Here is a 17,011-nt window from a genome sequence, read left to right on the forward strand (position 1 = left end):
GAAGCGATGCTGAAGATCGAAGGGCTGACCGCCGAGATTGATGGCAAGGAGATCCTGAAGGGGATCGACCTCGAGGTGCCCACCGGCGAGATCCACGCCATCATGGGGCCGAACGGCTCGGGCAAGTCCACCTTGTCCTACGTGCTCTCCGGACGCGAGGGCTATGAGATCACCGGCGGCGCCGCGAGCTTCGAGGGCCAGGACCTGCTGGCCATGGAGCCGGAGGAGCGCGCCGCGGCCGGCCTGTTCCTCGCCTTCCAGTATCCGGTCGAGCTGCCCGGTGTCGGCAATGCCAACTTCCTGCGCACCGCGCTGAACGCGCAGCGGCGCGCCAAGGGCGAGGCCGAGCTGGACGCCATGCAGTTCCTCAAGCTGGCGCGGGAGCGGATGCGCGCCCTGTCGATGCCCGAGGACATGCTGAAGCGCGGCGTCAATGTCGGCTTCTCCGGCGGTGAGAAGAAGCGCAACGAGGTGCTGCAGATGGCGCTGCTGAAGCCGCGCATCGCCATCCTGGACGAGACCGATTCCGGCCTCGACATCGACGCGCTGAAGATCGTGGCCGATGGCGTCAACGCCATGCGCGGCCCGGACTTCTCGGCGCTGGTCATCACCCACTACCAGCGCCTGCTGGACTACATCGTGCCCGACCGCGTGCACGTGCTGATGGGCGGCCGCATCGTGCAGTCCGGCGGGCCGGAGCTGGCGCAGCAGCTGGAGGCGAGCGGCTACGGCTCGGTGCAGGCGGCATGAACGCGGTGAGCGAGCCTGCCGTGACCGAGGCCGGCGCCGCCGGCTTCCTGCATCGCTTCGAGGGGCTGCGCGTCCGCCTGCCGGGCCGCGGCCTGCCCTGGCTGGTGGCGCGGCGCGAGGCCGCCGCCGAGAGCTTCCGCGCCCAGGGCTTCCCCAGCCGCAGGGTGGAGGCCTGGAAGTACACCGACCTCGCGCCCCTGACCCAGGCCGGCTTCGGCGAGCCCCTGACCCCGGTGGAGAGCGCGCTGCCGCTGCCCCGCCCGGCGGCGCCACGGCGTGTCGTGCTGGTCGATGGCCGGTTCAGCCAGGACCTGTCCGATCCCGACGCGCCGGTGCGCAGCCTGGCGCGGCACCTTCCGGAGCTGGAGGGCCGCCTCGGCGCCCTGGCGCGGGTCGAGGACCTGCCGCTGGTGGCGCTGAACACCGCCCTCTTCGAGGATGGCGTGCTGATCGATCTCGCGCCGGGCGAGGATGGCGGCGTGATCGAGCTGCTCTCCGTCACCCGTGCCGACCGGCCGGTCGCCTCGCATCCGCGCCACCTGATCCGGCTGGGCGCCGGAGCGAAGCTCGTGCTGATCGAGCGCAGCTGGGGCCATGGCGAGGGGCGCTACCTGCACAGCCCGGTCTTCGAGGTCGAGGTGGGCGAGGACGCGCATGTCACCCACGCCCGGATGCAGCAGGAGGGGAAGGGGGCGATCCACCTTTCCACCGTCTTCGCCGAGGTCGCGGCGCGCGGCACCTATGACAGCTTCCTGCTGCATGCCGGCGCCAAGCTGTCGCGCAGCGAGGCGCATGTGCGGCTGGCCGGGCCGCGCGCGGCGGCGCATCTGAACGGCGCGCAGCTGCTGGGCGATGGCCAGCATGGCGATTGCACCACCTTCCTCGACCACGCGGCGCCGGACTGCCCGAGCCGCCAGACGGTCAAGACGGTGCTGGCCGGCAGGTCGCGCGGCGTCTTCCAGGGCAAGATCCATGTCCATCAGGTCGCCCAGCGCACGGATGGCTACCAGATGAACCAGGCGCTGCTGCTGTCGGACCAGGCCGAGATCGACAGCAAGCCGCAGCTGGAGATCTACGCCGACGACGTCAAGTGCAGCCACGGCGCCACGGTAGGCGAGCTGGACGAGGAGCAGGTCTTCTACCTGCGCTCGCGTGGCATTCCCGCCGCCCAGGCGCGCTCGATGCTGATCGAGGCCTTCCTGCAGGAGGCGGTCGAGGGCGTCACCGAGGAGGCGGCGCGGGCCGCGCTGGCCGAGGCGGTGGCCGGCTGGTGGGAAAGGATGGCGGCGTGATGGAGGGGGCGGTCGCGGCCGGCTTCGATCTCGCCCGCATCCGCCGGGATTTCCCCATCCTGGCGGAGAAGGTGCGCGGCAAGGATCTCGTCTTCCTCGATTCCGGCGCCTCCGCCCAGAAGCCGCGCCAGGTCATCCGGGCGATGACGTGGATGATGGAGACCGCCTATGCCAATGTGCACCGGGGCGCCTACCATCTCTCCGAGGCCGCCACCGAGGCCTATGAGGCGGCGCGGCGCGCCGTCGCCGGCTTCCTGAACGCGGGCAGCGAGCGCGAGATCGTCTTCACCGCCTCCTCCACAGCCGCCATCAACCTCGTGGCGCACAGCTACGGGCGTGGCGTGCTGAGGCCGGGGCAGGCGGTGCTGATCTCCGAGATGGAGCACCATGCCAATCTGGTGCCCTGGCAGATGCTGAAGGCCGAGCGCGGGATCGAGCTGCGCGTCGCCTGCGTGACCGATGCCGGGGAGCTGGACCTCGCCGATGTCGAGGCCAAGCTGGCCGATGGCCGGGTGGGCCTCCTCGCCGTCACGCATATGTCCAACGTGCTGGGCACGGTGACGCCGGCCGGGCGGCTGGCGGCGCTGGCGCATGCGCATGGCGCGAAGCTGCTGCTCGACGGCTCGCAGGCGGCGGTCCACCGCCAGGTCGACGTCCAGGCCCTGGACTGCGATTTCTACGTCTTCACCGGCCACAAGCTCTATGGCCCGACCGGCATCGGCGTGCTCTGGGGCCGGATGGCGCTGCTGGAGGCCATGCCGCCCTTCCTCGGTGGCGGCGACATGATCAGCGAGGTGACGCTGGAGGGCTTCCTGCCCGCGCCCGTGCCGGCGAAGTTCGAGGCCGGCACGCCGCCCATCGTCGAGGCGGTCGGGCTGCACGCGGCCATCGACTACGTCCAGGCCATCGGCATGCCGGCCATCGAGGCGCATGAGCGGCATCTGGTCGATCACGCCATGGCGCGGCTGGCGCCGATCGAGGGGCTCTCGCTGCTCGGCCGGGCACAGGATCGCGGCGGCGTCTTCGCCTTCGCGCTCGACAACGCGCATTCCCATGATCTGGCGACATTGCTGGACCGCGTCGGCATCGCGGTCCGGTCCGGCCGCCATTGCGCCGAGCCGCTGCACGCCCGATTTGGAGTGGAGAGCACCTGCCGCGCCTCCTTCGGCCTCTACACGACCGAGGCGGAGATCGATTACCTGGCGGAGGCGCTCGGCAAGGCGCGGGAGTTCTTCGGCTGATGTTCGACGATCTGCGGGACCTCTACCAGGAGGTCATCCTCGACCACGGGCGCAAGCCGCGCAATTTCCGCCGGCTGGAGACGTTCGATCGCGAAGGCCGCGGCGACAACCCGATGTGCGGCGATCGCATGCAGCTCTGGGTGAAGCTGGCGCCGGACGGGCGGCTGGACGATCTCGCCTTCCAGGGCAAGGGCTGCGCCATTTCCATGGCCTCGGCCAGCCTGATGACCGAGACCGTGCGCGGCAAGACGCAGCAGGAGGCGCGGCACCTGTCCGACTGCTTCCGCGAGCTGGCGATGACCGGCGCCTGCCCCGATTGCGGCGCCGGGCTGGCGGAGGAGATGGAGCGCCTGCAGGCCCTGGGCGGCGTCTCCGAGTTCCCGAGCCGGGTGAAATGCGCGACCCTGGCCTGGCACACGCTGAACGAGGCGCTGGAGAACAGCGGGAAGGAGGCGAGCAGTGAGTGACGGGAGCCCCGCCACCCAGGAGCGGCACGGAAGCTGGACACCGGAGGGCGAGACGCCGCCGCGCATCTCCGAGGACGCGGTGATCGGCGCCATCGCCAATGTCTATGATCCCGAGATCCCGGTGAACATCTACGAGCTCGGGCTGATCTATGCCGTCGAGATCGGCGATGACGGCGTGGTGAAGGTCGAGATGACGCTGACCACCCCGTCCTGCCCCTCCGCCCAGGAGCTTCCGGGGCAGGTGGAGGAGATGGTCCGCGCCGTGCCCGGGGTCACCGATGTCACGGTCGAGATCGTCTGGGACCCGCCCTGGGACCCCTCGCGCATGAGCGAGGATGCCCGGCTGGCGTTGAACATGTACTGACCGCTGGCCATCTTGAGGTTGAGATGAGCACCACCGCCACCACGCTCCGTCCCGCTCGCGCGCTGCCGCCCCTCATGCAGGTCTCGGAGGCGGCGGCCGAACGCCTGCGCGCCCTCTATGCCGGCGGACATGAAGGGCGGCTGCTGCGGATCGCGGTCAAGACCAAGGGCTGCTCCGGCATGGCCTACGACCTGAGCTGGGCCGATGCGCCCGGCCCGGGCGACGAGGTGGTTTCGGACAGGGGCGTGACCGTGCTGGTGGACCGCAAGGCGACGCTGTTCCTGATCGGCACCACCATGGACTACGAGGTGAAGGCCATGTCGGCCGGCTTCACCTTCACCAATCCGAACGAGAAGGGCCGCTGCGGCTGCGGCGAGAGCTTCCACGTCTGAGGGCAGGGCCGGGGGCGATCCCCCGGCCGCCGCCCCGTTCAGTCGAGCCGCGCGCCGGAGACGCGGACGACGTCCTTCCACTTGGTGTCCTCGCGCGCAATGAAGGCGTCGAATTCGGCCGGTCCCATCGGCCGCGGCTCACTGCCGATGTCGCGCAGCTTGGCCAGGGCGGCGGGCTCCTTCAGGATCTCCAGGATCAGCCCCGAGACGCGCTCGATGATCGGCTTCGGCGTCCTGCTCGGCGCCTGCACGCCGAACCAGGCCTCGGCCTCGAAGCCCTCGACGCCGCTCTCGGCCACCGAGGGCACATCCGGCAGGGCGAACCAGCGCGCCTTGCTGGTCACCGCCAGGGCGCGCAGACGGCCTTCCTGGATATGCGGCAGGTAGGGCGGCAGGTTGTCGATGGCGATGTTGAGCCGGTCGCCCAGCAGGTCGGGGATCACCGAGGCGCTGCCGCGATAGGGCACATGGAAGATGTCCGTGCCGGTGCGGTGCTTGAGCAGCTCGCCGCACATATGGCCGGAGGTGCCGTTGCCGGGCGTGCCGTAGCTGAGGTCGCCGGGCTTCTCCTTGGCCTGCTTCAGCAGGTCGGCGAAGCTCTTGATCGGGCTGTTGGCCGGGACGGTGATGACATTGGCCAGGGAATTGACCAGCGCGAGGCTCGTCAGGTCCTTCGGCGCATAGGGCATCTTGGTGTAGAGGAACTGGTTGATGCTGGCCGTGCCGATGGTGCACATCAGCAGCGTGTAGCCATCCGGCTCCGACTTCGCGACCATGTCGCTGCCCAGCATGCCGCCGGCGCCGGGGCGGTTGTCCACCACCATGGGCTGGCCCAGCATCTGGGAGAGCCGCTCGGCGATGACGCGGGCGGTCACGTCGGTGGCGCCGCCGCCGGGGAAGGGCACGACGAGGCGGATCGGCCGGCTGGGATAGGCGGCTTCCGCGCGCAGGCTGGCGGGGAGGAGGGCAGGGGCGGCCAGAAGGCTGCTGGCGGCCAGCAGATGGCGGCGCGAGAGCGTCATTGCGCGACCTTTCGAGAACGTTTTCTGCGCGCGTGCTAGACGCTGGGGCCCCATTCTGCAAGCGGCAGCCTGGCCTTTCCCGCGCCTCCCCCGGCCCCGGCCGCTACTCCACCCTGGCCCCCGAGCGGCGCACCACCTCGCCCCATTTCGTCACCTCGGCGGCGACGAAGGCCTCGAAGGCCGCGGGGCTGGTGCCGCCATTGGGCGTCAGCCCCGGCTTCATGCCGCCGAGATCGGCCAGCCGGGCCCAGGTCTCCGGCTCGGCGATGATGGCGTCGATGGCCGCGCCGAGCTTCTCGACGATCGGCCTCGGCGTCCTCGCCGGGGCCTGCACGCCGAACCAGCCGGTGGCCTCGACACCGGGGAATCCCGCCTCGGCGGTGGTCGGCACATCGGGCAGGGCTTCGCTGCGCACCGGCGTGGTGACCGCCAGCGGCCGCAGCCGGCCGTCGCGGATATGGCCGATGGCGGAGGGGAGGTTGTCCACGCCGACCTCGATGCGGCCGGACATGATCTCGGCCAGCATCGGCCCGGCGCCGCGGAAGGGCACATGGGTGAGGTTGATGCCGGCCTCGAGCTTCAGCAGCTCACCCGTCATGTGCAGCGAGGTGCCGGCGCCCGAGGAGCCGATATTGAGCTTGCCGGGCTCCTTCCTGGCCAGTGCCACGAGCTCCGCCAGGGTCTTCACCGGAAGGGCGGGGGTGACGAAGATGACGTTCGGCACCTTGATCACCAGCCCGACACTGGCGAGATCCTGCGGCTTGTAGCCCATCTCGCTGCCGTAGAGCGCGTAGTTGATGGCGCCCGAGGAGACGGTCTGCATCAGGATGGTGTAGCCGTCCGGCTCGGACTTGGCGACGGCGTCGGAGCCGATGTTGCCGCCCGCCCCGGCGCGGTTCTCGATGGGGAAGGGCTGGCCCAGCCGTTCCTGCAGCCGGGGCGCGATGACGCGGGCGGCGATGTCGGTGGTGCCGGCGGGCGTGAAGGGGACGATGAAGCGCACCGGCCGGGTGGGCCAGTTGGCGGCCGGGGCCGCGCTTCCGGGGGTCGCGCCTCCCGGGGTCGTGCTTCCCTGGGCCACGGCGGGGCCCGCCGCGGGCAAAGTGGACAGGGCGGCGGCGCCCAGGGAATGGCCCAGCAGGGCGCGGCGGGGGAGCGGCGTGGTCATGGCGGTCCTCTCCTGGCTCGGCGGCGCGGAGACATGGCCCGCGCCTTGTCCGTCTGGCCTCGTTCCTGCCGCAGAAGGATGCGGTCCCGCAAGCGGGAAGTGCGCCAGCGGCGGCCACCGGCACAGAACCTCGCCGCATGGGTGATCTGCCGGGGGTGGAGGCTCGTCGCGCAGCAGAATTGCGCTATGATGACAAGCCAGGAAACATATGTGCGGGAACCGGCGCGATGAGCCCCTTCAACGATCCTTCCATCCGTTTCACCCGGACCACGCAGCCGCGGCCCAGGCCCGAGGATGCCTCGCTCAGCTTCGGCAAGGTCATGACCGACCACATGTTCCTGATGGATTATGAAGAGGGGAAGGGCTGGCACGATCCGCGCGTGGTGCCCTATGGCCCCTTCAGCCTGGATCCCGCCACCTCGGTGCTGCACTACGGCCAGGCGGTGTTCGACGGGCTGAAGGCCTTCCGCGGCGAGGACGGCAGCATCCGCCTGTTCCGCGCCCAGCGCCACGCGGAGCGGCTCAACCGCTCCTGCCGCGCCCTCTGCATCCCGGAGATGGATCCGGCGCTGATCCGGGCCTCCTTCGAGGCCATCGTCGCCGCCGATCATGACTGGGTGCCGCGCGCCGCCGGAACCTCGCTCTACATCCGCCCGACCGTCATCGCCCGTGACGTGATGCTCGGCGTGCATCCGGCGCACCGCTACACCTACTTCGTCATCTGCTCGCCGGTCGGCGCCTACTACAAGGAAGGGGTGAAGCCGGTTCGCATCCTGGCCACCGACACCCATGTCCGCGCCGTGCAGGGCGGCCTCGGCGAGGCCAAGACGGCGGCCAACTACGCCGCCTCGCTCTCGGCGCAGCAGGAGGCGGAGAAGCTCGGCTTCACCCAGGTGCTCTGGCTGGACGGCGTGGAGCGCCGCTTCATCGACGAGGTCGGCACCATGAACATCATGATGCGGATCGGCGACGAGATCGTCACCCCGCCGCTGGCCGGCACCATCCTGGACGGCGTGACCCGCAACTCCATCCTGACGCTGATGCGCGACTGGGGCCTCGGCGTCTCCGAGCGGCGCATCGACATCCAGGAGGTGATGCAGGCCGGGCGTGACGGCACGCTGGCCGAGATGTGGGGCACCGGCACCGCGGCCGTGGTCTCCCCGGTGGGGCAGCTCCAGTACAAGGGCGAGACCATCACCATCGGCGGCGGCGAGACGGGCGCGCTGACGCGCAAGCTCTACGAGGCCATCATCGCCATCCAGTACGGCCGGGCGCCGGACCCGCATGGCTGGACCAGCGCGGTGCGGCTGCCCGTCGCGGCCTGACCGCCCGAGGCCTGACCGCCCGAGGCCTGACCATCCTGGCGCGGGGAGGGGAGCGCCGCCCCCTCCCCGGTGAGGCTCAGCGCGTGGTGAAGACCTCGGTCGCCTGGGTCTGCTCGTCGACGCGCGGCCGGTAGTCGAGGCCGCGCCGCAGCGCCCAGACGCTCTTCTGGGTGTGCAGCGGGATGATGGCGACATCCTCCATCGCCACCTTCATCGCCTCCTGGTGCAGCGCCTCGCGCTTCGCCTCGTCCAGGCTCTGCAGGCCCTGCAGCGTCAGCTCGTCGACGCGCGGGTTGGAGTAGCGGCCGTAGTTGGACAGGCCCGTCCCCGCCGTGCCGCGCGAGCCCAGGACGGCGCGGAGCGAGGTGGAGGGCTCGCCCAGGCTGTTGCTCCAGCCCAGCAGGTAGGCCGAGGCCTCGAAGCGGTTCAGCCGGCCGATCAGCGTCGCCAGCGGCTGCGCGTCCACATTGGTCTTCACGCCGATGCGCGTCCACATCTGCGCCACCACCTGCAGGATCTGCGCGTCGTTCACGTAGCGGTCGTTCGGGCCGCGCAGCGTGACGGTCAGGCCGTTCGGATAGCCGGCCTCGGCCAGCAGCGCCCTGGCCCGCTCGACATCATACTTCGGCACGGCGATGGCGGGGCTGTAGCCAAAGGCGCCGGGCGGCATGAACTGCCCGGCCGGCACCGCCGCCCCCTCCATCACGCGGCTGACGATGGCGGGGCGGTTGATGGCGATGGAGAGCGCCTCGCGCACGCGCCGGTCCTGCAGCGGGTTCCTGTCCAGCGTTTCGCCATTCGGGCCGGTCACGTCGGGCGTGGCGCCGTCCCGGTAGACATCGAGGCCGAGGAAGATCAGCCGCAGGCTGGTGTTCTCGACCACCTTCACCCGCTCGTCCTTGCGCAGCCGCGCCAGGTCGTTGGTGGGCAGGTTGTCGATCATCTGCACATCGCCCGAGAGCAGCGCCGCCACGCGGGCCCCGGAATTGGTCAGGATGCGGTAGTCGACCTTGGCCCATTCCGGCTTGTCGCCCCAGTAGGCGTCGTTGCGCGCCATCTCCACCCGGTCGTTCGGGCTGTAGGAGACGAAGCGGAAGGGGCCGGTGCCGATCGCCGCGCGGCCGCTGTTGAACTCCGAGGAGGCGACCTCGCCGAGCGAGCGCGGGATGATGAAGATCTGCGTCAGGTCGTTCGGCAGCAGCGGATAGACGCCGTTGGTGCGGAAGCGGATGGTGCGATCGTCGACCACCGTGATGTCGGTGATGGCGCGGGTATAGACGGCGAAGGAGCTCGGGCTCTGCACCGTGGGCGGCCGGCGGACGGAATAGGCCACGTCCTCGGCGGTGAGCGGCGCGCCGTTGTGGAAGGTGACGCCGGGGCGGAGCCTGAATTCCCAGGTGGTGTCGTCCACCAGCTTCCAGGATTCCGCCAGGCCCGGGATGACGCGGGAATTGCCGTCGCGCCGGGTGAGCCCCTCGAACATATGGGAGGAGAGCTGGATGCTCGGCGTCAGCGTGTAATACTGCGGGTCGATGCTGGCCGGCGGCGCCGAGATGCCCATGGAGAGGGTCTGGCCCAGGGCGGACGTCAGCGCGGGGGTCAGAACGGGGGGGGCCGCGAGCAGGGCGGTGCCCAGCAACGCGGCCTTGAGGCTGGATGTGATACGCATGGCGGTCTTCCGCGTGGAGGAGGAGGGGATGGGGGAGGTCATGCCGCCTCCCCCTCGGTCCAGCCAAGCTCCTGGCCGACCAGGCTGGCCCAGTAGGCCGCGCCAAGCGCCAGGATCTCGTCGTTGAAGTCGTAGAGCGGCGTATGGACGTTGTGGAAGCTGCCGTCCGGATTCATGCCGTTGCCGATGCGCATGAAGACGCCGGGCTTCTCGCGCAGCATGAAGGCGAAGTCCTCGCCGCCGGTGCTGAGCGGGATCTCGCCCACCTTCTCCGCGCCCACCAGGGCGGCGGCGGCGGCCGTGGCCACCGGCACCTTCTCGGCCGCGTTGACGGTGGGCGGGCAGAGCGCCTCGTAGCTCAGCTCGGCGGTGCAGCCATGTGCCGCCGCCAGGGTCTCGGCCAGCTCCTGCAGCCGGCGCCGGATGACGGCCTGGGCGGCGGGCTCGAAATACCGCGCGGTGCCGCGCACCACGACCTTGGCCGGCATGACGTTGGGCGAGCCGAAGCTGCCGCCCTGGACATGGCCGACCGAGAGGGCCGCGCTCTCGATGGGGCGCAGGTTGCGCGGCAGGATGGTCTGCACGGCCAGCAGGAAGTGGCCGAGCACGACCGTGGCGTCGGTGGCGAGATGCGGCGCCGCGCCGCCATGGCCGCCGGTGCCGTGGAAGGTGACGCCCCAGAAATCGGCACCGGCCAGCATCGGGCCGGGGCGCGTCGCGAACTGCCCGACCGGCAGGCCCGGCGTGTTGTGCATGCCCCAGACGCTGTCCACCGGGAAGCGCTCGAAGAGCCCGTCGCGGATCATGGCGGGGGCGCCGGTGCCGGCCTCCTCGGCGGGCTGGAAGATGAAATGGACGGTGCCGGCGAAGTCCGGATTGCCGGCCAGGTAGCGGGCGGCGCCAAGCAGCATGGTGGTGTGGCCGTCATGGCCGCAGGCGTGCATCTTGCCCGGCACGGTGGAGGCATGGGCGAAGTCGTTCTCCTCCTGGATGAAGAGCGCATCCATGTCGGCGCGCAGCCCGATGGCCCGCTGGCCGGGCCGCCGCCCCTTCAGCGTACCGACGACGCCGGTGCCGCCGATGCCCTCGGCGACCTCCAACCCCCATTCCCGCAGCTTGCCGGCCACCAGCCCGGCGGTGCGCACCTCCTCGAAGCGGGTCTCGGGATGGCGGTGGATGTCCCGCCGGATCTCGACCAGCTCGGGCTCATAGGCCCTGATCGCCTCAAGGATGTCCTGCCGCATGCTGTCGTCCTTTGTCTGCTGCGCGATGCGGGGCAAACTGAGGCGCCCCCGGCCGGGGGTCAACGGGCGTGACATGTTAACGGCTTATGCGATAGATATATTTCCATCATGATGGACACGCCCGCCGCCATGCCCGAGATCCGCGATGCCACCGAGGCCGACCTGCCGGCCATCCTCGCCATCCTGAACCAGGCGATTCGCGAGACCACCGCGATCTGGCACACCGCCGAGGCGACGCTGGAGGCCCGTCGCGCCTGGCTGCACGAGCGCCAGGGCCGGGGCCTCCCGGTGCTGGTGGCGGTCTCCGGGGGGGAGGTGCTGGGTTTCGCCAGCTTCGGCGACTTCCGCCCCTTCGCCGGCTATGCCCTGACGGCCGAGCATTCGCTCTACGTGGCGCCGGCGGCGCAGGGTCGCGGCCTCGGCAAGGCCCTCCTGACGGCGCTGCTGGTCCGGGCCGAGGCGCTCGGGCTCCATGTCCTGGTGGCGGCGATCGAGGCGGCCAACGCCCCCTCCATCGCCCTGCACCGGGCCATGGGCTTCGAGGAGGCGGGGGTGCTGCGACAGGTCGGCCGCAAGTTCGATCGCTGGCTCGACCTGCTCTTCATGCAGAGGATCCTGCCCGGCGGCGGCTGAGGCGTGGCCGGGCCCGCGGCGGCTGGCCGGCAGGCGGCGCGCGCATCCCTCCTGCCAGCCCTTGGCGGGCCTTTTCTCGTTGACGGGGCGGGGGCGCCGCCGCATGGTCCCCCGCCCGATTTCGGGCCCGATTTTCAACCCCCCGATTTCAACCCTGGGATGACCCTTCCGATGCCTGCGATCACGCTGCCCGACCAGTCCGTCCGCCAGTTCGACGGGGCTGTGACCGGCACGACCGTGGCCGCCGCCATCGGCCCCGGCCTCGCCAAGGCGGCGCTGGCCATGCGGGTGGACGGCCAGCTGCGCGACCTCTCGGCGCGCATCGACCAGGATGCCGAGATCCGCTTCATCACCCGCCGCGACCCCGAGGCGCTGGAGATGATCCGGCATGACGCCGCGCATGTGCTGGCCGAGGCGGTGCAGGAGCTGTTCCCCGGCACCCAGGTGACCATCGGCCCGGCGATCGAGAACGGCTTCTACTACGACTTCGCGCGCAACGAGCCCTTCACCCCGGAGGACTTTCCCGCGATCGAGGCGAAGATGCGCGAGATCATCGCGCGCAACGCGAGCTTCGAGCGGGAGGAATGGCCGCGCGCCGAGGCCATCGCGTTCTTCGAGAAGCGGGGCGAGCGGTACAAGGCCGAGCTGATCCGCGACCTGCCGGAGAGCGAGGTGATCTCGATCTACCGCCAGGGCGAATGGCTGGACCTGTGCCGCGGCCCGCACATGCGGAGCACGGGCGACATCGGCTCCGCCTTCAAGCTGATGAAGGTGGCCGGCGCCTATTGGCGGGGCGATCATCGCAACGCCATGCTCTCCCGCATCTACGCGACCGCCTGGCGCGACCAGAAGGAGCTCGACGCCCATCTCCACCAGCTGGAGGAGGCCGAGAAGCGCGACCACCGCAAGATCGGCAAGGAGATGGGGCTGTTCCACCTCCAGGAGGAGGCGGCGGGCAGCATCTTCTGGCACCCCAAGGGCTGGCGCCTCTACACCACGGTGCAGGACTACATGCGCCGGCGGCTGGATGCCGAGCGCTACCAGGAGGTGCGGACCCCGCAGCTCGTGGACCGCAAGCTGTGGGAGGCCTCGGGGCATTGGGAGAAGTATCGGGAGAACATGTTCCTGGCGACGGTGGATGACGAGTCCGAGAAGGACCGCATCCTGGCGCTGAAGCCGATGAACTGCCCCTGCCATGTGCAGATCTTCAACCATGGCCTGCGCTCCTATCGCGAACTGCCGATGCGCATGGCCGAATTCGGCGCCTGCCACCGCTACGAGCCCTCGGGCGCGCTGCACGGCATCATGCGGGTCCGTTCCTTCACCCAGGACGACGCGCATATCTTCTGCACCGAGGCGCAGATCGCCCAGGAGACGGTTGAATTCGTCAGCCTGCTTTCGCGCGTCTATCGCGATTTCGGCTTCGAGAGCTTCCGGGTGAAATTCTCCGACCGGCCGGAGAAGCGCTCCGGCACGGACGAGGTCTGGGACCATGCCGAGGGCGCGCTGCACGAGGCCTGCCGCATCGCCGGCGTCGAGTACGAGATGAACCCGGGCGAGGGTGCCTTCTATGGTCCCAAGCTGGAATTCGTGCTGCGCGACGCCATCGGCCGTGACTGGCAGTGCGGCACCCTGCAGGTGGATTTCGTGCTGCCCGAGCGGCTGGACGCCGTCTATGTCGGCGAGGATGGCAACCGGCACCGGCCCGTGATGCTGCACCGCGCCATCCTCGGCTCCTTCGAGCGTTTCCTCGGCATCCTGATCGAGGAGCATGCCGGGCGCTTCCCGCTCTGGCTGGCGCCGGCGCAGGTGGCGGTGGCGACCATCGTGGACGAGGCGGCCCCCTATGCCCGCGAGGTGGCGGCCGCCTTCCGCAAGGCCGGGCTGGCGGTGGAACTGGACGTGCGGAACGAGAAGATCAACCGCAAGGTCGTCGACCATATCGAGCAGCGCATTCCGGTGCTCGCCGTGATCGGCCGGCGCGAGGCGGAGGAGGGGCGGGTGGTGCTGCGCCGCCTGCCGGGCCGTGAGCAGGTGGCCATGAGCCTGGCCGAGGCGGTCGAGACCCTTGCATCGGAGGCGCTGGCGCCCGATCTAAGGGCGCCGACAGAGGTTGCGGTTGCGTGACCACTGCACCATAAGACACTCCGCTTCGTCCCCCACAGCAACAGGAGCCGACTCTGGCCCGAGGCCCAATCCCGAACCAGCTGCCAACCCGCGACGGTCCGCGGGTCAATGAGGATATCCGCGTCCCGCAGGTTCGCCTGATCGACCAGGATGGCGAGATGCTCGGCGTCATGAGCGCGCGCGAGGCCCTGCTCCGCGCCTATGACGCGGGCATGGATCTGCTGGAGATCAGCCCGAATGCCGTCCCCCCGGTGTGCAAGATCACCGACTACGGCAAGTTCAAGTACGAGCAGCAGAAGAAGGCCAACGAGGCCCGCAAGAAGCAGAAGATCGTCGAGATCAAGGAAATCAAGGTTCGCCCGAACATTGATGACCACGACTACGACGTGAAGATGCGCGCGGCGAAGGGCTTCCTCGAGGAAGGCGACAAGGTGAAGGTCACCCTGCGCTTCCGTGGCCGTGAGATGGCGCACCAGGATCTCGGCGTGAAGGTTCTCGAGCGCATCCGCACCGAACTGGTCGAGCTGGCCAAGGTCGAGCAGATGCCGCGTCTGGAGAACCGCCAGATGATCATGGTGCTGGCGCCCAAATAATCCGCCGGCGGCCGGGCCCTGCCCGCCAGACCGGATGAAAAGGCCGGGGCGCGTCGCGCTCCGGCCTTTTTCGTGGGATCCCCGGGGCCGCCGCCCCCCCCCTAGCGCCCCGGAAATCGCAGATCCAGGCCGCGCGCCCGCCATCCCGCCTCGATCACCGCCTTGTCGATCAGCCCGGCGGGATCGGCCTTGCGCGGCGAGAAGGCCAGCGAGGGCGCCCGCTCGCGGCGCCAGATGCCGAGCAGCCGGCGCAACTCCGTCAGCGGCTCGGGATGGTCGTCCACGCGCAGGTCAAGGTCCGGGAAGTCCTCGGTGGTGATCAGCTTCATCGCCGCCGACTGCCGCCCGCGCCGGTCGCCCCCCGCCGCCTGCCCGGCATCGAGCGCCAGCATCAGCCGTTCAGGCAGCTGCAGGCCGGTGCCGGAGCGGAAGGTCGCCGCCGTCTCGCCCACCACCGCCGGATTGGCCAGCATGTTGCCGGCCACGCTGAAGCCTTGCCCCTGCTGGCTGCCCGCCCATTCGACGCAGCTCTGGCCGGTCCAGGCGGCGGCGCGGCCATGCCGGTCCACGGCGTGGATCTGCCGCAGCGCCTTGCCGTCATCGCCCACCAGCGCGCCCTCGATGGCGGCCGAGGGCGTCAGGCCACGCGCCAGCCCGTCCAGCACGGCGGGCGCCAGGTAGCGGTTGGTGAAGGACTGGGTGGAGACGGCGCCCACCCCGGCCCGCACATGCGGGCAGGAGGCGCCGACGGCGAAGGCGCAGGTGGTGACGGCCACCGCGAAGGCGCCGCTGTCGGCGTCATGCGCCACGATCGACCAGGTCATTGCCGCGTTGTCCTCGGTATCTTGCTGCGCTCCACGGTGGCGCTGACGGTCCGGCGGATCAAGGGGAAGCCGGAGCCGGCGGGGGCGGCGCGAAAGTCTTGCCTTGACAGCGGCGTTGTGGTGCAAGCTGGCCCATGGCCGACCTCTCCTCCCCCAGCTCCCATCACGACCGCGTCCTGATCCTCGATTTCGGCAGCCAGGTGACGCAGCTCATCGCGCGCCGGGTGCGGGAATCCGGCGTCTATTGCGAGGTCTGGCCGTTCACGGCCGGCGAGGAGCGCATCCGCGCCTTCGCGCCCCGCGGCATCATCCTCTCCGGCAGCCCGGCGAGCACGACGGAGGAGGGCAGCCCGCGCGCCCCGCAGGCGGTTTTCACGCTGGGCGTGCCGGTGCTCGGCATCTGCTACGGCCAGCAGACCATGTGCCTGCAGCTCGGCGGCGATGTCGCCGGCAGCGACCACCGGGAGTACGGCCGCGCCTATGTCGAGGTGCGCGAGGCCTGTGCCCTGACGCAGGATGTCTGGGCGCCCGGCGCGCGCGAGCAGGTCTGGATGAGCCATGGCGACCGCGTCACGGCGCTGCCCGAGGGCTTCCGCATCGTCGCCGTCAGCGACGGCGCGCCCTATGCGATGATCGCCGACGACGCGCGCCACTTCTACGGCCTGCAGTTCCACCCCGAGGTGGTGCACACCCCGCATGGCGCGCAGCTCCTGCGGAACTTCACCCACGGCGTCTGCGGCTGCCGGGGCGACTGGACCATGGCGGCCTTCCGCGCCGAGGCCATCGGGCGCATCCGCGCCCAGGTCGGCGGCGGCCGGGTGATCTGCGGCCTCTCGGGCGGCGTCGATTCCTCCGTCGCGGCGGTGCTGATCCACGAGGCGATCGGCGACCAGCTCACCTGCATCTACGTCGATCACGGCGTGATGCGCGCCGGCGAGACCGAGCAGGTCGTCGCCACCTTCCGCGACCGCTTCAACATCCGGCTGGTGCACCGCGATGCGTCGGACCTCTTCCTCGGCGCGCTCGAGGGCGTCACCGATCCGGAGGTGAAGCGCAAGACCATCGGCCGGTTGTTCATCGAGGTCTTCGAGGAGGAGCAGGCCAAGATCGGCGGCGCCGACTTCCTGGCCCAGGGCACGCTCTATCCGGACGTGATCGAGAGCGTCTCGGCCACTGGCGGCCCCTCCGTCACCATCAAGTCGCACCACAATGTCGGCGGCCTGCCCGAGGACATGCGGATGCAGCTGGTCGAGCCGCTGCGCGACCTGTTCAAGGACGAGGTGCGCGAACTGGGCCGCGAGCTGGGCCTGCCGGAGGAGATCGTCGGCCGGCATCCCTTCCCGGGGCCGGGGCTGGCCATCCGCATCCCCGGCGCGGTGACGCGGGAGAAGGTGCAGATCCTGCAGAAGGCCGATGCCATCTACCTCGAGGAGATCCGCGCCGCCGGCCTGTACGATGCCATATGGCAGGCCTTCGCCGTGCTGCTGCCGGTCAGGACGGTGGGCGTGATGGGCGATGGCCGCACCTATGACAGCGTCTGCGCGCTGCGCGCCGTCACCAGCACGGATGGCATGACGGCCGATGTCTACCCCTTCACCATGGAATTCCTGACGCGGGTGGCGGGGCGCATCGTCAACGAGGTGCGCGGCATCAACCGCGTGACCTACGACATCACCTCGAAGCCACCCGGAACCATCGAGTGGGAATGATTTTTGCCTATCCGGCCATATCCAAAACCACCCCAGAGTACGATCTAAACCACTGATACAAATAAATATTCCTGTCGGCATCTATCGATGCCTATCGGTGGGCAGAGATCGCGGCTGTCGGACCCGTTGACGGGCCTTGGCCATATTGATCGCGACGAAATTTGAAAGTACCGTCAAGGGAGATGAGGCTC

Annotated in this window: 16 protein-coding genes; 11 read left to right on the forward strand and 5 right to left on the reverse strand. The window is 70.0% G+C overall.

What is annotated here, in order from left to right; translation table 11 throughout:
* Positions 1-6 precede the first annotated feature (6 nt).
* Genes sufC through ACF3NH_RS11410 form a run of 6 tightly spaced genes read left to right on the forward strand, consistent with a single transcriptional unit; the run spans position 7 to position 4,506 of the window.
* A complete protein-coding gene (sufC, locus tag ACF3NH_RS11385; protein WP_422922884.1) occupies positions 7-750 on the forward strand; it encodes a Fe-S cluster assembly ATPase SufC in 744 nt (247 codons plus the stop codon).
* The gene (gene sufD / locus ACF3NH_RS11390) at positions 747-2,042 is read left to right on the forward strand and encodes a Fe-S cluster assembly protein SufD (RefSeq protein WP_422922886.1); all 1,296 of its coding nucleotides are present in this window, start codon (positions 747-749) and stop codon (positions 2,040-2,042) included. Before sufC ends, sufD begins: the two co-directional genes overlap by 4 nt.
* Positions 2,042-3,283, forward strand: a complete 1,242-nt coding sequence (locus ACF3NH_RS11395; RefSeq protein WP_422924780.1) for an aminotransferase class V-fold PLP-dependent enzyme — start codon at positions 2,042-2,044, stop codon at positions 3,281-3,283. Before sufD ends, ACF3NH_RS11395 begins: the two co-directional genes overlap by 1 nt.
* Positions 3,283-3,750 (forward strand): Fe-S cluster assembly sulfur transfer protein SufU, encoded by a 468-nt coding sequence (gene sufU, locus ACF3NH_RS11400; RefSeq protein ID WP_198366359.1) that lies wholly within the window; start codon positions 3,283-3,285, stop codon positions 3,748-3,750. Before ACF3NH_RS11395 ends, sufU begins: the two co-directional genes overlap by 1 nt.
* A complete protein-coding gene (locus tag ACF3NH_RS11405; protein WP_198366360.1) occupies positions 3,743-4,114 on the forward strand; it encodes an SUF system Fe-S cluster assembly protein in 372 nt (123 codons plus the stop codon). Before sufU ends, ACF3NH_RS11405 begins: the two co-directional genes overlap by 8 nt.
* Before the next feature lie 23 nt (positions 4,115-4,137).
* The gene (locus ACF3NH_RS11410) at positions 4,138-4,506 is read left to right on the forward strand and encodes a HesB/IscA family protein (protein WP_422922889.1); all 369 of its coding nucleotides are present in this window, start codon (positions 4,138-4,140) and stop codon (positions 4,504-4,506) included.
* A 38-nt stretch (positions 4,507-4,544) separates the two neighbouring features.
* On the opposite strand, the gene ACF3NH_RS11415 is transcribed toward ACF3NH_RS11410, so the two are convergent.
* Both ACF3NH_RS11415 and ACF3NH_RS11420 read right to left on the reverse strand, forming a co-directional pair.
* A complete protein-coding gene (locus ACF3NH_RS11415; RefSeq protein WP_422922891.1) occupies positions 4,545-5,528 on the reverse strand; it encodes a Bug family tripartite tricarboxylate transporter substrate binding protein in 984 nt (327 codons plus the stop codon).
* A 103-nt stretch (positions 5,529-5,631) separates the two neighbouring features.
* Positions 5,632-6,696, reverse strand: a complete 1,065-nt coding sequence (locus ACF3NH_RS11420; RefSeq protein ID WP_422922893.1) for a Bug family tripartite tricarboxylate transporter substrate binding protein — start codon at positions 6,694-6,696, stop codon at positions 5,632-5,634.
* A 227-nt stretch (positions 6,697-6,923) separates the two neighbouring features.
* Between ACF3NH_RS11420 and ACF3NH_RS11425 the strand changes: the two genes are divergently transcribed.
* On the forward strand, positions 6,924-8,021 hold the full coding sequence (locus ACF3NH_RS11425; RefSeq protein ID WP_422922895.1) for a branched-chain amino acid aminotransferase: 1,098 nt from the start codon (positions 6,924-6,926) through the stop codon (positions 8,019-8,021).
* Between the two features lie 76 nt (positions 8,022-8,097).
* Here the strand turns inward: ACF3NH_RS11425 and ACF3NH_RS11430 are convergent, their stop codons facing one another.
* A complete protein-coding gene (locus ACF3NH_RS11430) occupies positions 8,098-9,690 on the reverse strand; it encodes an ABC transporter substrate-binding protein (RefSeq protein ID WP_422922897.1) in 1,593 nt (530 codons plus the stop codon).
* 38 nt (positions 9,691-9,728) lie between these two features.
* Positions 9,729-10,934 (reverse strand): amidohydrolase, encoded by a 1,206-nt coding sequence (locus ACF3NH_RS11435; RefSeq protein ID WP_422922899.1) that lies wholly within the window; start codon positions 10,932-10,934, stop codon positions 9,729-9,731.
* A gap of 108 nt (positions 10,935-11,042) precedes the next feature.
* Here ACF3NH_RS11435 and ACF3NH_RS11440 point away from each other — a divergent pair, with 108 nt between their 5' ends.
* From ACF3NH_RS11440 to infC, 3 genes are all read left to right on the forward strand, one after another.
* Positions 11,043-11,567 carry a GNAT family N-acetyltransferase gene (locus tag ACF3NH_RS11440; protein ID WP_422922901.1) on the forward strand — a complete coding sequence of 175 codons (525 nt, stop codon included), beginning with the start codon at positions 11,043-11,045 and terminating at the stop codon, positions 11,565-11,567.
* 171 nt (positions 11,568-11,738) lie between these two features.
* Positions 11,739-13,694: a threonine--tRNA ligase gene (thrS, locus tag ACF3NH_RS11445; RefSeq protein WP_198366367.1), complete on the forward strand. Its 1,956-nt coding sequence runs from the start codon at positions 11,739-11,741 to the stop codon at positions 13,692-13,694.
* An 80-nt stretch (positions 13,695-13,774) separates the two neighbouring features.
* Positions 13,775-14,287 carry a translation initiation factor IF-3 gene (infC, locus tag ACF3NH_RS11450; RefSeq protein WP_232477126.1) on the forward strand — a complete coding sequence of 171 codons (513 nt, stop codon included), beginning with the start codon at positions 13,775-13,777 and terminating at the stop codon, positions 14,285-14,287.
* Positions 14,288-14,388: 101 nt separating this feature from the next.
* Here the strand turns inward: infC and ACF3NH_RS11455 are convergent, their stop codons facing one another.
* A complete protein-coding gene (locus ACF3NH_RS11455) occupies positions 14,389-15,111 on the reverse strand; it encodes a DUF1028 domain-containing protein (protein ID WP_422922904.1) in 723 nt (240 codons plus the stop codon).
* A gap of 134 nt (positions 15,112-15,245) precedes the next feature.
* On the opposite strand from ACF3NH_RS11455, the gene guaA reads away from it, so the two are divergent.
* A complete protein-coding gene (guaA, locus tag ACF3NH_RS11460; protein WP_422922906.1) occupies positions 15,246-16,820 on the forward strand; it encodes a glutamine-hydrolyzing GMP synthase in 1,575 nt (524 codons plus the stop codon).
* The last annotated feature ends 191 nt before the right edge of the window (positions 16,821-17,011 follow it).

This window comes from Pseudoroseomonas sp. WGS1072 (genome assembly GCF_049340465.1).
Classification (GTDB): domain Bacteria; phylum Pseudomonadota; class Alphaproteobacteria; order Acetobacterales; family Acetobacteraceae; genus Pseudoroseomonas.

Excerpts from the sequence above, each read along its gene's own strand:
- thrS (WP_198366367.1), top strand. The coding sequence starts at position 11,739 with ATGCCTGCGATCACGCTGCCCGACCAGTCCGTCCGCCAGTTCGACGGG.
- sufD (WP_422922886.1), top strand. The coding sequence starts at position 747 with ATGAACGCGGTGAGCGAGCCTGCCGTGACCGAGGCCGGCGCCGCCGGC.
- sufC (WP_422922884.1), top strand. The coding sequence starts at position 7 with ATGCTGAAGATCGAAGGGCTGACCGCCGAGATTGATGGCAAGGAGATC.
- ACF3NH_RS11395 (WP_422924780.1), top strand. The coding sequence starts at position 2,042 with ATGGAGGGGGCGGTCGCGGCCGGCTTCGATCTCGCCCGCATCCGCCGG.
- sufU (WP_198366359.1), top strand. The coding sequence starts at position 3,283 with ATGTTCGACGATCTGCGGGACCTCTACCAGGAGGTCATCCTCGACCAC.
- ACF3NH_RS11425 (WP_422922895.1), top strand. The coding sequence starts at position 6,924 with ATGAGCCCCTTCAACGATCCTTCCATCCGTTTCACCCGGACCACGCAG.
- ACF3NH_RS11415 (WP_422922891.1), bottom strand. The coding sequence starts at position 5,528 with ATGACGCTCTCGCGCCGCCATCTGCTGGCCGCCAGCAGCCTTCTGGCC.
- ACF3NH_RS11420 (WP_422922893.1), bottom strand. The coding sequence starts at position 6,696 with ATGACCACGCCGCTCCCCCGCCGCGCCCTGCTGGGCCATTCCCTGGGC.
- ACF3NH_RS11455 (WP_422922904.1), bottom strand. The coding sequence starts at position 15,111 with ATGACCTGGTCGATCGTGGCGCATGACGCCGACAGCGGCGCCTTCGCG.
- guaA (WP_422922906.1), top strand. The coding sequence starts at position 15,246 with ATGGCCGACCTCTCCTCCCCCAGCTCCCATCACGACCGCGTCCTGATC.
- ACF3NH_RS11435 (WP_422922899.1), bottom strand. The coding sequence starts at position 10,934 with ATGCGGCAGGACATCCTTGAGGCGATCAGGGCCTATGAGCCCGAGCTG.
- ACF3NH_RS11410 (WP_422922889.1), top strand. The coding sequence starts at position 4,138 with ATGAGCACCACCGCCACCACGCTCCGTCCCGCTCGCGCGCTGCCGCCC.
- ACF3NH_RS11440 (WP_422922901.1), top strand. The coding sequence starts at position 11,043 with ATGATGGACACGCCCGCCGCCATGCCCGAGATCCGCGATGCCACCGAG.
- ACF3NH_RS11430 (WP_422922897.1), bottom strand. The coding sequence starts at position 9,690 with ATGCGTATCACATCCAGCCTCAAGGCCGCGTTGCTGGGCACCGCCCTG.